This window comes from Streptomyces sp. YS415, from assembly GCF_023544665.1.
In the GTDB taxonomy this organism is placed as follows: domain Bacteria; phylum Actinomycetota; class Actinomycetes; order Streptomycetales; family Streptomycetaceae; genus Streptomyces.
Genome location: NZ_JAMJFL010000012.1, coordinates 1 through 13,531, shown reverse-complemented (window position 1 = coordinate 13,531; position 13,531 = coordinate 1). Strand labels below are relative to the sequence as shown.

Annotated in this window: 13 protein-coding genes; 10 read left to right on the top strand and 3 right to left on the bottom strand. The window is 71.0% G+C overall.

Annotation, left to right across the window (positions count from 1 at the left end):
- Positions 1 to 10: 10 nt before the first annotated feature.
- Complete coding sequence (locus M8H82_RS17175) at positions 11 to 784, top strand: IclR family transcriptional regulator (RefSeq protein WP_250074863.1); 774 nt, start codon at positions 11 to 13, stop codon at positions 782 to 784.
- Entirely contained in the window at positions 781 to 1,626 is an 846-nt protein-coding gene (locus tag M8H82_RS17170) for an SMP-30/gluconolactonase/LRE family protein (RefSeq protein ID WP_250074861.1), read from the top strand. The genes M8H82_RS17175 and M8H82_RS17170 overlap by 4 nt, the downstream gene beginning before the upstream one ends.
- Here the strand turns inward: M8H82_RS17170 and M8H82_RS17165 are convergent, their stop codons facing one another.
- The 3 genes from M8H82_RS17165 to M8H82_RS17155 all read right to left on the bottom strand — a co-directional run bounded on the left by M8H82_RS17165 (position 1,627) and on the right by M8H82_RS17155 (position 5,017).
- The gene (locus tag M8H82_RS17165) at positions 1,627 to 3,018 is read right to left on the bottom strand and encodes an NAD(P)/FAD-dependent oxidoreductase (protein ID WP_250074859.1); all 1,392 of its coding nucleotides are present in this window, start codon (positions 3,016 to 3,018) and stop codon (positions 1,627 to 1,629) included. It lies immediately after the preceding gene.
- 161 nt (positions 3,019 to 3,179) lie between these two features.
- A complete protein-coding gene (locus M8H82_RS17160) occupies positions 3,180 to 4,409 on the bottom strand; it encodes an MAB_1171c family putative transporter (RefSeq protein ID WP_250074858.1) in 1,230 nt (409 codons plus the stop codon).
- Complete coding sequence (locus tag M8H82_RS17155) at positions 4,406 to 5,017, bottom strand: toxin-antitoxin system, toxin component family protein (RefSeq protein WP_250074855.1); 612 nt, start codon at positions 5,015 to 5,017, stop codon at positions 4,406 to 4,408. Before M8H82_RS17155 ends, M8H82_RS17160 begins: the two co-directional genes overlap by 4 nt.
- A 247-nt stretch (positions 5,018 to 5,264) precedes the next feature.
- Here M8H82_RS17155 and M8H82_RS17150 point away from each other — a divergent pair, with 247 nt between their 5' ends.
- The 8 genes from M8H82_RS17150 to M8H82_RS17115 all read left to right on the top strand — a co-directional run.
- Positions 5,265 to 6,614: an extracellular solute-binding protein gene (locus M8H82_RS17150; protein WP_250074853.1), complete on the top strand. Its 1,350-nt coding sequence runs from the start codon at positions 5,265 to 5,267 to the stop codon at positions 6,612 to 6,614.
- Positions 6,614 to 7,552, top strand: a complete 939-nt coding sequence (locus M8H82_RS17145) for a carbohydrate ABC transporter permease (protein ID WP_250074851.1) — start codon at positions 6,614 to 6,616, stop codon at positions 7,550 to 7,552. The genes M8H82_RS17150 and M8H82_RS17145 overlap by 1 nt, the downstream gene beginning before the upstream one ends.
- A complete protein-coding gene (locus M8H82_RS17140) occupies positions 7,549 to 8,406 on the top strand; it encodes a carbohydrate ABC transporter permease (protein ID WP_250074848.1) in 858 nt (285 codons plus the stop codon). The genes M8H82_RS17145 and M8H82_RS17140 overlap by 4 nt, the downstream gene beginning before the upstream one ends.
- Positions 8,407 to 8,447: 41 nt before the next feature.
- Complete coding sequence (locus tag M8H82_RS17135; RefSeq protein WP_250075257.1) at positions 8,448 to 9,374, top strand: arabinan endo-1,5-alpha-L-arabinosidase; 927 nt, start codon at positions 8,448 to 8,450, stop codon at positions 9,372 to 9,374.
- 25 nt (positions 9,375 to 9,399) lie between these two features.
- A complete protein-coding gene (locus M8H82_RS17130; RefSeq protein WP_250074846.1) occupies positions 9,400 to 10,905 on the top strand; it encodes an alpha-N-arabinofuranosidase in 1,506 nt (501 codons plus the stop codon).
- 35 nt (positions 10,906 to 10,940) lie between these two features.
- Positions 10,941 to 11,399: an Rrf2 family transcriptional regulator gene (locus M8H82_RS17125; RefSeq protein WP_250074844.1), complete on the top strand. Its 459-nt coding sequence runs from the start codon at positions 10,941 to 10,943 to the stop codon at positions 11,397 to 11,399.
- A 99-nt stretch (positions 11,400 to 11,498) separates the two neighbouring features.
- Complete coding sequence (locus M8H82_RS17120) at positions 11,499 to 12,743, top strand: exo-alpha-sialidase (protein ID WP_250074842.1); 1,245 nt, start codon at positions 11,499 to 11,501, stop codon at positions 12,741 to 12,743.
- Positions 12,744 to 12,879: 136 nt separating this feature from the next.
- Positions 12,880 to 13,531, top strand: a 652-nt coding sequence (locus tag M8H82_RS17115) for a DUF4360 domain-containing protein (RefSeq protein ID WP_250074840.1), incomplete at its 3' end; no start/stop codon positions are given.

The following is a 13,531-nucleotide window of genomic DNA, read 5'->3' as shown; positions in this document are numbered from 1 at the left end:
GGGGCCGCACATGGGACGCCTCGTACCTGCCGTGACCCGGGCTCTCGACATCCTCGAGCTCTTCCTCGACGGGGACGGCACACTCTCCGCCCCCGACATCGTGCGCAAGCTCCAGCTCCCGCGCACCACCGTGCACGAACTCGTCACCACGCTCGCCGCCCGCTCCTACATCGTCCCGGTACCGGGGCAGCCGGGCCGCTACCGGCTGGGCGTGCGGCCGTACCAGCTCGGCAGCCGGTACGCCGAGCAGCTCGACCTCGCGGCCGAGGGCCAGAACGTGGCCCGGACGGTCGCCGAGACCTGCGACGAGACCGTACACGTGGCGATCCTCGAAGGCACCGACGTCATCTACATCGCCAAGGTCGACTCCACGCACGCCGTGCGCATGGTGTCGGCGGCCGGCCGTCGCCTGCCCGCTCACTGCACCTCCGTCGGCAAGATGCTGCTGGCGTCCCTGCCGGAGCCGGAACTCACCTCGCGCATCCCGGACGACGCCGAGCTGGTCGCGATGACCCCCAACAGCATCACCGACCCGGCCGTTCTGCGCGAGGCCCTCGCCGAGATCCAGACGCGCGGGATCGCCGTGGAGAGCCGTGAGTCCAACCCGGACGTCTCCTGCGTCGCCGCGCCGGTCCGGGACCGCACCGGCCGGGTCGTCGCCGCGCTGTCCATCTCCGTACCGATGATCCGCTGGAGCGAGGAGCGCAAGGCGGAGCTGGAGCAGCTCGCCGCCAAGGGCGCCGCCGACCTGTCCGAGCGGCTCGGCCACCGGAGCGCGGCATGAGCTACGAGGTCGCGGTACGTGCCGAGGCGACCCTCGGCGAAGGGCCCACCTGGGACCCGGCCACCGGCCGGCTGCTGTGGATCGACATCCTCGGGTCGCGCATCCACTCCTACGACCCGTCCTCGGGCCGCCGCACCAGCCGGACCACCCACCAGCACGTCGGAGCCGTGAAGCCGCGCGCGCAGGGCGGACTCGTGCTGAACCTCCGGGACGGCGTCGGCCTCCTCGACCCGGACGACTCCTTCCGGTGGCTGCATCACGAACCCGTCCCGGACCGCCGCGGCAACGACGCCGCCGTAGCCCCCGACGGCTCCCTGTGGGCGGGCACCATGCGCTACGACGAGGCGCCGGGCGGCGGCACGCTGACCCGGATCACCGGGGCGGGGGAGGTCGTCCCGGTCCTGGACGACGTCACCGTCAGCAACGGCACCGGCTGGAGCCCCGACGGCCGGCTCCTGTACTACATCGACTCGCCCACCCGCCGCGTCGACGTCCTCGATCACCACGAGGACGGGACCGTCTCGCACCGGCGCCCCCTGGCCGGGATCGAGGCCGGCGCCGGCTTCCCCGACGGTCTCACCGTGGACGCGGACGGTTGTGTGTGGGTGGCCCTGTGGGACGGCGGGGCGGTACGGCGCTACACGCCCGCGGGCGAGCTGGACCGGGAGATCGTCCTGCCCACCCCCCGGATCACGGCCTGCGCCTTCGGCGGTGCGGACCTGACCGACCTGTACATCACCACGGCCCGGGTGGGCCTGGCCGCTCCGCATCCGGTGGCGGGCTCGCTGCTGGTGGTGCCGGGGGCGGGGCAGGGCCTGCCGCAACCGGCCTTCGCGGGCTGACTACTGCAGCCCGGCCCGCTTCAGCTCGTCGTCCGTCAGCGGCGGTCCGCTCAGCGCCGGCCTGAGCGGACCGACCGCGGCCGCCACCAGGATCCGCGGCGTGAGCAGCACGCCCGCCCCCTTCTCCAGCGCCATCACGTCCGTCAGCGCCCGCGCCACCCGGCCGCTGCCCGTGGCGGTGTACGTCAGACGGTCCACGTACGCGGCCACCAGCCGTTCCGCGCGCGTGGGCCCGGCCCCGGCCCCGGGATAGAACACGTCCTGCCCGATGGCCAGGTCCCAGGCCGCCCGCGCCGGCCGGGCCGCCGCCTTCTGCAGGCGCCGGGACAGCCCGGGCGTGCCCCAGCCGTGGTCCTGCACCGCGGCGCGCAGGGCCAGCGCCGCCTGTGCGGCCACCGACATGCCGTGCCCGTAGACGGGGTTGAACGCGGCGAGCGCGTCGCCGACGACCACGAAGTTCTCCGGCCACCTCGCCATCCGCTCGTAGAAGTGGCGGCGGTTGGCCGTCGTCCGGGTGAAGGCGACCTCCGAGAGGGGCTCGGCCCGCGCGATCAGGTCGGCCAGGATCGGATGCCGCTGCTCCGTGCGGGCGTAGGCGTCGAAGTCGGCCGTGCAGGAGGAGGGTTCACCGCCCCGGGTGCCGAACAGGGTGACCAGCCAGCGCCCGTCCTCGATCGGCAGCAGCACGCCGCCCCGGCCGGGGCCGCCCGCCCGCGGCTTCGGCTGCACGTTGATCACCGGGAAGCCGTCCCGGGCCGCCTCCGGCGCCCGGAACAGCCGGCTCGCGTACGCCACCCCCGAGTCCACCTCCCGCACCTGCGGCCGCGGCAGTCCGAGCGCCGTCAGCCATTTCGGGGTACGGGATCCGCGCCCCGTCGCGTCGACCACCAGATCGGCCCGCAGGGTGCTCCGGGTGGCGTCGTGGGCCCGCAGATGTACGCCGGTCACGGCGGCGGCCGTGCCCTCCAGGCCCAGCACCTCCGTCCGTTCGACCAGCTCGATCCGCTCGTCGGCGAGGACCTCGGCGCGCACGGTCGCGTCCAGCAGGTCGCGGCTGCACAGCAGCATGGAGTGGGACTCCGCCCAGCGCCGGTACCAGCCGCGGGGCGAGAGGCCGACCATGTCCGTGGTGACCGGAAGCCGCCGTGCGCCCGCCTTGGTGAGCCGCTCCGTCACGCCCGGCAGGAGTTCCTCCATGGCGTGGGCGCCGCCGGACCACAGCTGGTGGACATGGCGGGCCTGGGGGAGACCCTTGCGCGGTTCGGGGCCCGCCGGGAGGGCGTCGCGCTCGACGACCGTGACCCGGACGCCGACGGAGGCCAGCGAGCGGGCGGTGAGCATCCCGGCGACGGAGCCGCCGAGCACGACGGCGGTGGCACTGTGATCACTCATGGACGGCTTGCTCCTGATCGGTCAGTCATGGATGACTGGTTCTTCGCCACTTCGGCGCGAATACAGCTCGAACTACAGCACGAGAACACGGCATGGGACAGCCATCGGCGTCGAGGACTTCGGCGGCATCGGTGACGTCGGCGCCGGGGCGGCGCCGGCGGCTAGCGGGGCGAGGGCGCCATGGAGGGCGACTCCGCCGTCCCGTCCCGCACCGTCTGCAGCAGGTCGGGGCGGCGCAGCGCCCGGGACACCGCCCGGATCTCCCGGAGCAGTTCGGTGGTGTCGGGATCACCGGTTCCCTCGGCGTCCGGGGCCCGCCGCCTGGCCTCGACCGCGTCCTGGATCGCCACCGCGGCGGCCAGCGCCCGGGAGCGTTCCGGGCTGAAGCCGAGGGCGAGTCCGCGGTCGTAGGCGCGCTGCCGCTGGTCCTCGTCGAGGTGGCGGGCGAGGGGGAGCAGGGCGTCCCGGATGAACGTCTCCCGGCGGACCAGGCGCAGTTCGGGGGTGGCGCGCAGCACGTAGGGGAGGCGGTTGCCGCTGACCGTGCGCATCAGGAGGTACAGCGGCCGCAGTTCACGGTGGGCGAGCCGGACCCGCCAGCGGTCGTGCAGGTACTGGCCGGCGTGCGGGAGGATGAAGCCGACCGCGATCAGGATGGCCGACACCGCGGCCACCGGCGGCGCCAGGTCGGTGCTGAGCCAGTCCAGGTCGTTGCCGGTCCACCGGGCCACCACCGCGGTGATCTTGGCACCGTCGAAGACGAGGTTCACCACATAGCCGGCGCCCAGCAGCTTCAGTCCCCAGCGCAGCCAGGCGTCGAGGCCGTCGGTGCGCACCCAGTTCCAGATCAGCCGGGACGTGATCAGTACGGCCACGGTGTGCGCCAGGAGGTAGAGGACGATCTCCTCGCGCATGAACGGGGTGGTGGCGTAGTAGGTGTCCAGGTCCCGCAGCCGCTCCACGGGGGCGTCCGCGAGGGCGAACAGCACCCACAGGGCGACGATCACGCCCGAGTAGACGGAGACGAGCCAGCGCATGGCGCGGCGGGTGGCGGCGTTGCGGTCGGACAGGCCGTTGCGCCAGGCGATGATCAGCAGCAGGCAGGAGCCGCAGAACGCCGTCAGGAGCGAATAGCACCAGGGCGCCGAGATGTTGGGCACGCCGGCCAGCCGGTTCACCCGGGCGATGGTCGAGGGCGAGCAGAAGACGAACACCGCGCAGGCGAGCAGCAGCAGTCCGCCGACCGCGCGCAGCAGCGGGTCGCGCCAGAGCCGGATGATGCTGGGCAGCTTGATCGCCAGGGCGGCGGCGAGCACCGCGGCGGGGATCCAGAAGGAGATGTAGAAGTCGCTGAGCAGGGCGGAGGGATCCGCGGCCACCGTCGTCGTCATCCCGTCGGGCCCCCTCGTCCGCGGTAGCCGAGGGACCGTTGCAGGGGGTCGAGCGGCGGCCGGGAGCCGGGCGGGTTGGTCAGGTACGGCCGGAAGGCCGCCGCGAGCCGGTGGCCGAAGGCGTCGGCGTCGGCCTCGTCCCGCTCCCGGGAGCCGTTGCGGGCGGCGATGCCGAGCGCGACGTCCTGCCAGCCGGGCCGCTCGGCCAGGGCGTCCACGGCCGCGGCGCCGGCGATGTGGTGGTGCCGGTGGCCTGCGTGCAGGTGCCACAACTCGTGTCCCAGGATGACCAGTTGCTGCATGGCCTCGGCCCGCTCCTCGACGATGACCAGGTCGAAGTCCTGGAACTCCACCCACAGCCCGGTGACTTCGATCTCGTCGGGGAACCGCTCGAAGCGCAGCTCCACGGGACGTCCGCCGCGGCGGACGCTCATCGCCGCGCACAGGTCCGCGCACAGCTCGCGCACATCGGCCGGACGGCGGCCGTTCGCCCGTGCGGCGGTGGCCAGTTCGGCCGCCAGCGCACGCATCGCGGGGCCGCCGCGTGGGCGTCGCCGCAGCGCTGCCGCGACCCGGGCCGCCCTTTCGCGCGCGCCCGCGATGTCCATCCGTCCCCCTTCGTCTCGCCGCCGTCCCGGTGCCGTACGGCAGGCCGTTCGAGAGTACGCGGACGGCCCGGTCCGCGTCATGCGGTCCGGTGGCCGTCGTTCAAACCGGAACCACCGAGGCGAGGCCCGCGGCCCGCCGAGGACCTTGTGATTCCTGCGCAAACCATTGACGTGCAAGCGCTTGCACCCTACGGTCCCGTTCGAAGTTACGGGCAACATTCGAAATCTCGAACAGTTAGGGCAGGGCATGGGACGACCTGGCCTGAGTCGCAGGCAACTTCTGGCCGGAATGGGCGGGTTGACGGTCGCCGGAAGCTTCGGCTTCGCGGCGCTCGGGACCGGGGCCGACGCACTCGCCTCCGGCGCCGACACCCGGGTGCGCTACTGGAACCTCTTCAGCGGCGGCGACGGCGCCAACATGATCGCGATGCTGGACGCCTTCCGAGCGCAGTACCCGGACATCGCGGTCAAGGACTCCACGCTCCAGTGGGGCAACCCCTTCTACACCAAGATGGCCATGGCCGCCGCGGGCGACCGCGCCCCCGAACTCGGCGTCATGCACGTGGGCCGGGTCGCCGGCTTCTCCCCGGGCCGCCTCCTGGACCCGTGGGACATCGGCCTGCTCGCCGAGTACGGCGTGCGGGAACAGGACTTCAACCCCGCGCTGTGGAGCCGCGGCGTCATCGACGGCAAGCTCTACGCCCTGCCGCTCGACATCCACGTCCAGCTCTGCTTCTACCGCAAGGACGTGCTGAGGAAGGCGGATCTGCTCGGCGACGACGGCCGGATGATCCCGGTCGGCTCCACCGACGAGTGGTTCGACGTCCTTAAGCGGGCCAAGGCGGTCCAGAAGAAGGGCCTGCAGACCATCGGCCTGTGGACCAACGACCAGAACTTCCAGTGGTGGTTCTTCGTCGCCTTCTACACCCAGCTCGGCGGCGAGTGGTTCGACGACACCCGCACCGAGGTCCTCTTCGACACCGACAAGGCCACCCGGGTCCTGGAGTTCCTGCGGCAGCACGTCACCGACGGCTATGTCATCCCCGGCGCCCCCACCGGCGAGCAGTTCGTCAACGGCGCCCCCTTCACCTGGGAGGGCAACTGGTCGGTGCCGGTCTTCTCCGGTGCCGAACTCGACTACGGCGCCACCCCGCTGCCGCCCGTCTTCGGCAAGCAGGCCACCCACGCCGAGTCCCACGCCTTCGTCCTGCCCCACCAGGCGGGCCGCGGCGGCGCCCCGAACGAGGCCGCGCACCGACTGGCGGCGTACGTCGTCCAGCACGCCCAGCAGTGGGCGGCCGGCGGCCACATCCCCGCGTACACACCGACGCTCACCACCGACGCGTACCAGAAGCTCACCCCGCAGAACGAGTACGTGAGCGCCATGGACCACCAGGCCACCGAGCCGAAGGTGTGGTTCGCGGGCTCCACCGGCGTACTCGCCCAGGACCTCGGCCCGGTCGTCGTCTCCTCCACGATGGGCTCCGCCAAGCCCGACGCCGTCGCCCGGCGGATGAAGGACCGGCTGACCCGACTGCTCGCCTCGAAGAACCCGATGGACGGCACGACCGCCGCCGAGGGAGGTGCGGCCGCGTGATGGCGACCAGCGCTCAGACCGTCGTCGCACACGCGCGGGCCAGGACCGCCGCCGCGAGTGCCACCGTCCGCCGCAAGCAGGGCTTCCAGCACGGGGGCTGGTTCGTCGCCCCCTTCCTGGCCCTGTTCGCCCTGTTCGTGATCTGGCCCCTGCTGCGGGGCGTCTACCTGAGCTTCACCGACGCCAACATCTCCGGCGAGGGCGCGAGCTTCGTCGGCCTCGACAACTACCGCGAAGCCCTGAACGACGCCGCAATGTGGGACGCGCTCGGCCACAGCGCCTACTTCACGCTGCTCGTCGTGCCCTGCATCACCGTCCTCGCCTTCCTGCTGGCGATGCTCGCCCACCACATCGAGCACGCCACATGGCTGTGGCGGCTGTGCTTCTTCGCGCCCTTCCTCCTGCCCTCCACGGTCGCGGCCAACATGTGGCAGTGGCTGTTCACCCAGGGCATCGGCCTGGTCAACGAGACCTTCGGCCTGCAGACGCCCTGGCTGACCGACAAGTCGTACGCGATGCTCGCCATCGTCATCACCACCCTGTGGTGGACCGTCGGCTTCTCCTTCCTGCTCTACCTGGCCGCCCTCCAGGGCATCCCCGGCCACCTCTACGAGGCCGCCAAGCTGGACGGCGCCAACGCCTGGCACCGCATGGTCCACATCACGCTGCCGCTGCTGCGCAACATCACCGGCCTGGTGATCGCGCTGCAGATCCTGGCCTCGCTCCAGCTCTTCGACCAGGCCGTCGTGATGATGGACTTCGGCCCCGGACCGGAGCTCTCCACCCGCTCCTTCGTCCAGTACACCCTCGAACAGGGCTTCACCAGTTACCGCGTGGGCTACGCCTCCGCGATGTCCATCATCTTCTTCGTGCTCATCGCAGCCGTCGCCCTGACGCGGATGTGGCTGCTGCGCACCCGTGAGGAGGGCACCCGATGAGCGGCACGCCGGTACGGCTCAAGCCCCGCAGTTCGTGGACACCCAGCCAGATCGTGCTCACCCTGACCGGGGTCGCCGTCTCCGCCGTCTTCATGGCGCCGATCGTCGCGGCCCTGCTCACCTCGCTGAAGTCCGAGGCCGAGGCGGCCGAGATCCCGCCGCACTGGCTGCCGGGGGTCTGGACGGGCCAGGCGTGGTCGTCGCTGTGGGAGACCGGCAACGTCACCAACTGGTTCTTGAACTCCCTGGTCGTCTCGGTCTGCGTCACGGCCGTCGTGCTGGTCGTCAGCGCGCTCGCCGGGTACGGTTTCGCCCGCACCGAGTTCCGCGGCAAGAACGCCCTGCTGGGCCTGGTGATGACGGGCCTGATGGTCTCCCCGGCGGTGCTCGGCGTGCCCCTGTTCACGACGGTCCAGCAGATGGGGATGGTCGACACCTACTGGGGCATGATCCTGCCCCAGTGCGCGCCCGCCGCGATGGTCTACATCCTCTACAAGTTCTTCCAGGGCATCCCGCGCGAGCTGGAGGAGGCGGCCTTCATCGACGGGGCGGGCCGCTGGCGGGTCTTCTTCACCATCGTCGTCCCGCTCGCCCGCCCCTCCCTCGCGGCGGTCGGCATCTTCACCTTCATCGCCTCCTGGAACAACTTCCTGTGGCCGTACATGGTGACCAACAACCCCGACCTGATGACCATGCCCAACGGCATCGCGACCGTCATGAACTCCTACGGCATCCAGTGGGCGCAGCTCATGGCCGGCGGCCTGATGGCGGGCCTGCCGTTGATCGTCGTCTTCGTCTTCTTCCAGCGGCAGATCGTGGCGGGCGTCGCCCACACGGGATTGGCGGGACAGTGACCCTGCGCATAACCCTGACCGCCGTGGCCACGGCGGCCCTCATGGCCCTGCTCCCCAACGCGGCGCAGGCGGCCGAGACCTACCCGGACCCCCGCCCCGTCACCGGCCAGGAGATCATCCACGACCCGACCGTGATCCGCCTCAAGTCCGGCGGCTACGCCGCCTATTCCACCGGCGGCGTCATCGGCGCCCGCCTGTCGCAGGACGGCAGGCACTGGGACGACGCCGGCAACGCCTTCACCGAGCCGCCGAGCTGGTGGTACGAGTACAACGACACCGGTGATCCCTGGGCGCCGGACATCTCCTACCGGGCGGGCAGGTACTGGCTGTACTACGCCGTGTCCTCCTGGGGCACCAACCACTCCGCGATCGGCGTCGCCACCTCCCCCTCGGGCCTGCCCGGCACCTGGACCGACCACGGCAAGGTCTTCTCCTCCGAGACGACCGACCACTGGAACGCCATCGACCCCGCCCTGACCAAGGCGGACGGCAGGCTGTGGATGTCCTTCGGCTCGTACTGGACCGGCATCCGCATGGTCGAACTCGACGAACGCACCGGCAAGGCGGTCCCCGGAGCCACGGTCCACCACCTGGCGACCCGCCCCGACGTCCCGTACGCCGTCGAGGGCCCGTACATCGTCAAGCACGGCCGCCACTACTACCTCTTCGCCTCCTACGACGCCTGCTGCTCGGGAGTGAACTCCACCTACAAGATCAAGGTGGGCCGCTCGACGGACATCAAGGGCCCGTACGTCGACAGCACGGGCACGCCGATGCTGGAGGGCGGCGGCGACCTGGTCCTGGAGGGCCACGGCCGCTTCATCGGCACGGGCGGCCAGTCGGTCTTCAAGGACCGAGGCGAGGACTGGCTGGCATACCACTACTACGACGCCGAGGACGAGGGCACGCCGAAGCTGGGCCTGAACAAGCTCAGCTGGCAAAAGAACGGCTGGCCGAACGTCCGCTGAGAACCACCCATCCCGAAAGGCGACCATGCACACCGCCCGCTTCACCCTCGACCCCGCGTTCACCGTCGGTGAGGTCAACCCCCGACTCTTCGGCAGCTTCGTGGAACACCTCGGCCGCTGCGTCTACACCGGCATCTTCGAACCCGACCACCCCACGGCCGACGACGCCGGCCTCCGCCAGGACGTCCTGGACCTCGTCAGGGAACTCGGCGTCACCGCCATCCGCTACCCCGGCGGCAACTTCGTCTCCGGCTACAAGTGGGAGGACTCGGTCGGCCCGGTCGAGGATCGCCCCCGCCGCCTCGACCTCGCCTGGCGCACCACGGAGTCCAACCGCTTCGGCCTCTCCGAGTACATCGCCTTCCTGAAGAAGATCGGCCCGCAGGCCGAGCCGATGATGGCCGTCAACCTCGGCACCCGGGGCGTCGCCGAGGCCATCGAGCTCCAGGAGTACGCCAACCACCCCTCCGGCACCGCACTCTCCGACCTGCGCCGCAGCCACGGCGACAAGGACCCCTTCGGCATCAGGCTCTGGTGCCTGGGCAACGAGATGGACGGCCCCTGGCAGACCGGCCACAAGACGGCCGAGGAGTACGGCCGGATCGCCGCCGAGACGGCCCGCGCCATGCGCCAGATCGACCCGTCCGTCGAACTCGTCGCCTGCGGCAGCTCCGGCCAGGCCATGGAGACCTTCGCCGAGTGGGAGGCGACGGTCCTGAAGGAGACGTACGACCTCGTCGACTACATCTCCCTGCACGCCTACTACGAGCCGCTCGACGGCGACGTCGACTCCTTCCTGGCCTCGGCCGTCGACATGGAGTCCTTCATCGACAACGTGGTGGCCACCTGCGACCACATCGGCGCCCGGCTGAAGTCGAAGAAGAAGATCGACCTCTCCTTCGACGAGTGGAACGTCTGGTACCTGTCCCGCACCGAGGCCCAGGTCAGCGCCCTGGACTGGCCGGAGGCGCCCCGGCTGCTGGAGGACAACTACAGCGTCACCGACGCCGTCGTCTTCGGCTCGCTGCTCATCGCCCTGCTCCGGCACGCCGACCGCGTCACGGTCGCCTGCCTCGCGCAGCTCGTGAACGTCATCGCCCCGATCATGACCGAGCCCGGCGGCCCGGCATGGCGGCAGACGACGTTCTTCCCGTTCGCCCAGGCGTCGAAGTACGGCCGCGGCCAGGTCCTGGACGTGCGGGTCGACTCGCCCACGTACGAGACGAAGAAGTACGGCGAGGCCGATCTGCTGCACGCCACCGCCGTGCGCGCCGAGGACGGGACGGTCACCGTGTTCGCGGTGAACCGCAGCCGCACCGAGCCGCTGCCGCTCGAGGTCGCCCTGAACGGCCTGGACCTGACCCGGGTCGTCGAGCACAGCGCGCTCGCCGACGCCGACCCGGACGCCCGCAACACGCTCGACGAGCCGGAGCGGGTCGCCCCGCACCCGGCCGAGGGCACGGCGCTGACGGACGGCGTCCTGACCGCCGTACTGGAACCGCTGTCCTGGAACGTGATCCGGCTGGCCTGACACCGGACAGCTGTGACAGCGGTGACAATGGTCGTATGAGGATCTCGGCACGGGCGGACTACGCGGTACGAGCGGTATTGGAGCTCGCCGTGCGCCAGGACGACGGCCCGATGAAGGCGGAGGCCATCGCCACCGTGCAGGACATCCCGCACAAGTTCCTGGAGGGGATCCTCGGCGACCTCCGCCGCGCCGGTCTGGTCGACAGCCGGCGCGGCGGCAACGGCGGGTACCGGCTGGCCCGGGACGCGTCGGCGATCACCGTCGCCGATGTGATCCGGGCCGTCGACGGCCCGATCGTCTCCGTGCGCGGGGTCCGCCCGACCGGGCTGACCTACGCCGGTTCGGCCGAGCCGCTGCTGCCGCTGTGGATCGCGCTGCGGGCCAACGTCCGCCGGATCCTGGAGGGCGTCACCATCGCGGACATCGCCACCGGTGCGCTGCCCGAGGACGTCCAGCTGCTGGCCGCGGAACCGGCCGCCTGGGAAAACCCTTAGTAGCGGTCCCCGCTTCATCTCCCTTTCATCTCAAGGGCGTTGCTCCGTCACCTCCATCCCTTTGGGTTCAGCTGGCCCGTCCTGCCGACCTGGAGAGAAATGAGCCGTCCCTTACCGAGCCGCCGCCGCCGGGTGGCTGTGCTCGGCGCTGCCGTGGCCGGTGTCGCCGTGCTGATGGGCTTCGTCCGGCCCTGGGGGGACCGGGCCGACAGGACGGACGGTGTACCGGAACGGAGGTGCCGCTCCTCGGTGCCGTACGCCGCGGGCACGGGAGGCTATGCCAGTTACCGCATCCCCGCGATCGTCCGGACCCGTACCGGGACCCTGCTCGCCTTCGCCGAAGGCCGGGTCGGCGGCAGGGCGGACCACGGCGACATCGACGTCGTGCTCAGGAGGTCACGGGACGGCGGATGCACCTGGGGGCGGCTGCAGGTCGTCGCCGCGGGCGAGGGCAGCACCCGGGGCAATCCGGCGCCGGTCGTCGATCCCCGGACGGGGAACGTCGTGCTCGTCACCTCGTACCACAGCGGTGACGTGAGCGAAGCGCAGATCCTGCGCGGTGAGGCCGGGGGAGAGCGGGGCAGGCGGGTCTTCGTGCAGACGAGCACGGACGACGGACGCTCCTTCTCCACCCCGCGGGAGATCACCTCGGCGGTGAAGAAGCCGCACTGGCGCTGGTACGCCACCGGTCCGGGCCACGCCGTCGCGCTGACCCGGGGTGACCACGCCGGGCGGCTGGTCGTCCCGGCCAACCACTCCGCCGCGCCGCCACCGGGGTCGCCGGACACTGGTCAGGAGCCCAAGTACTACGGGGCACATGCGATCTACAGCGACGACGGGGGAGCATCCTGGCACCTCGGTTTCGTCGAGGACTCCTACGAGGGTGTGCGCAACGCCAACGAATCGACGGCGGCCCAACTGCCCGACGGGCGACTGTACTTCAACGCCCGCAACCAGAAGGGCACGAGCCCGGGGAACCGCCTGGACGCCTACTCCGCCGATGGGGGAGCCAGCCTGGACGGCGGTTACGCGCGGCAGGGTTCGCTGGACGACGTGCCCCTGGTCGAGGGCAGCGTGCTGCAACTGGCCGGTGCGGGAGGGGACCTGCTGTTCTCGGCGCCCTCCGTGCCCACCGACCGTGCGGCGATGGCGCTGTGGAGGAGCGGGGACGGGGGGCGGTCCTTCGGCAAGGCACTGACCCTGTCCGCACGCAAGGCCGGGTACTCGGATCTCGTGCAGACCGGTGCCGGGAGTGTGGGAATCCTGTACGAGACGGGCGTCCGGACGGCGTACGAGACGATCGAGTTCCGGCGGGTGAAAGTCCCGGCGAATGGCCTGAGTTAGGCCTGTCCATGCCAAGCAAGGCTTCCTACGATGCCTACGCCTCCGGCCTTCACGGAAATTTCACCTTTTCTTCAAAGGTGAACCAAAAGTGAGTCGACGGTCGGAGGCGCAGCCACCCCCCAACCGAGGAGAAGCCATGGCGCGTGGACTTCTGCTGAGCGGCGCCGCTCTTGCCGCTCTCGTCGCCGCCGCACTGCCCGCGGAGGCGGACTCCGCCTTCGACGACCCGCCGCCCGACAAGATCGTCATCAAGGTCGCCACCGTGAACGGCTCCGGCTGCCCCCAGGGCACGGCCGCCGTCGCCGTCTCGGAGGACAACACCGCCTTCACCGTGACCTACAGCGACTACCTCGCCCAGGTCGGCGGCGGCTCCGACCCGACCGCCTTCCGCAAGAACTGCCAGCTCAACCTGGTCGTGCATGTCCCGCAGGGCTTCACCTACGCCATCGCCAGCGCCGACTACCGGGGGTTCGCCTCGCTCCAGTCCGGCGCGAGCGCCGTGCAGAGAGCCTCGTACTACTTCCAGGGCTCGTCGCAGACGGCGTACCGCAACCACCCCTTCAGCGGCCCGCTCAACGACAACTGGCAGGCCACCGACAGCACCGACTGGGCGCAACTCGTCTGGGCACCCTGCGGTGTCCAGCGCAACTTCAACATCAACACCGAGCTCCGGGTCAGCGCCGGCTCCTCCTCGCCGGACAAGGTGAGCTTCATGACGATGGACTCGACGGACGGTGACATCAGCACCGTCTACCACATGGCGTGGAAGGAGTGCCCGCAGAAGCCCT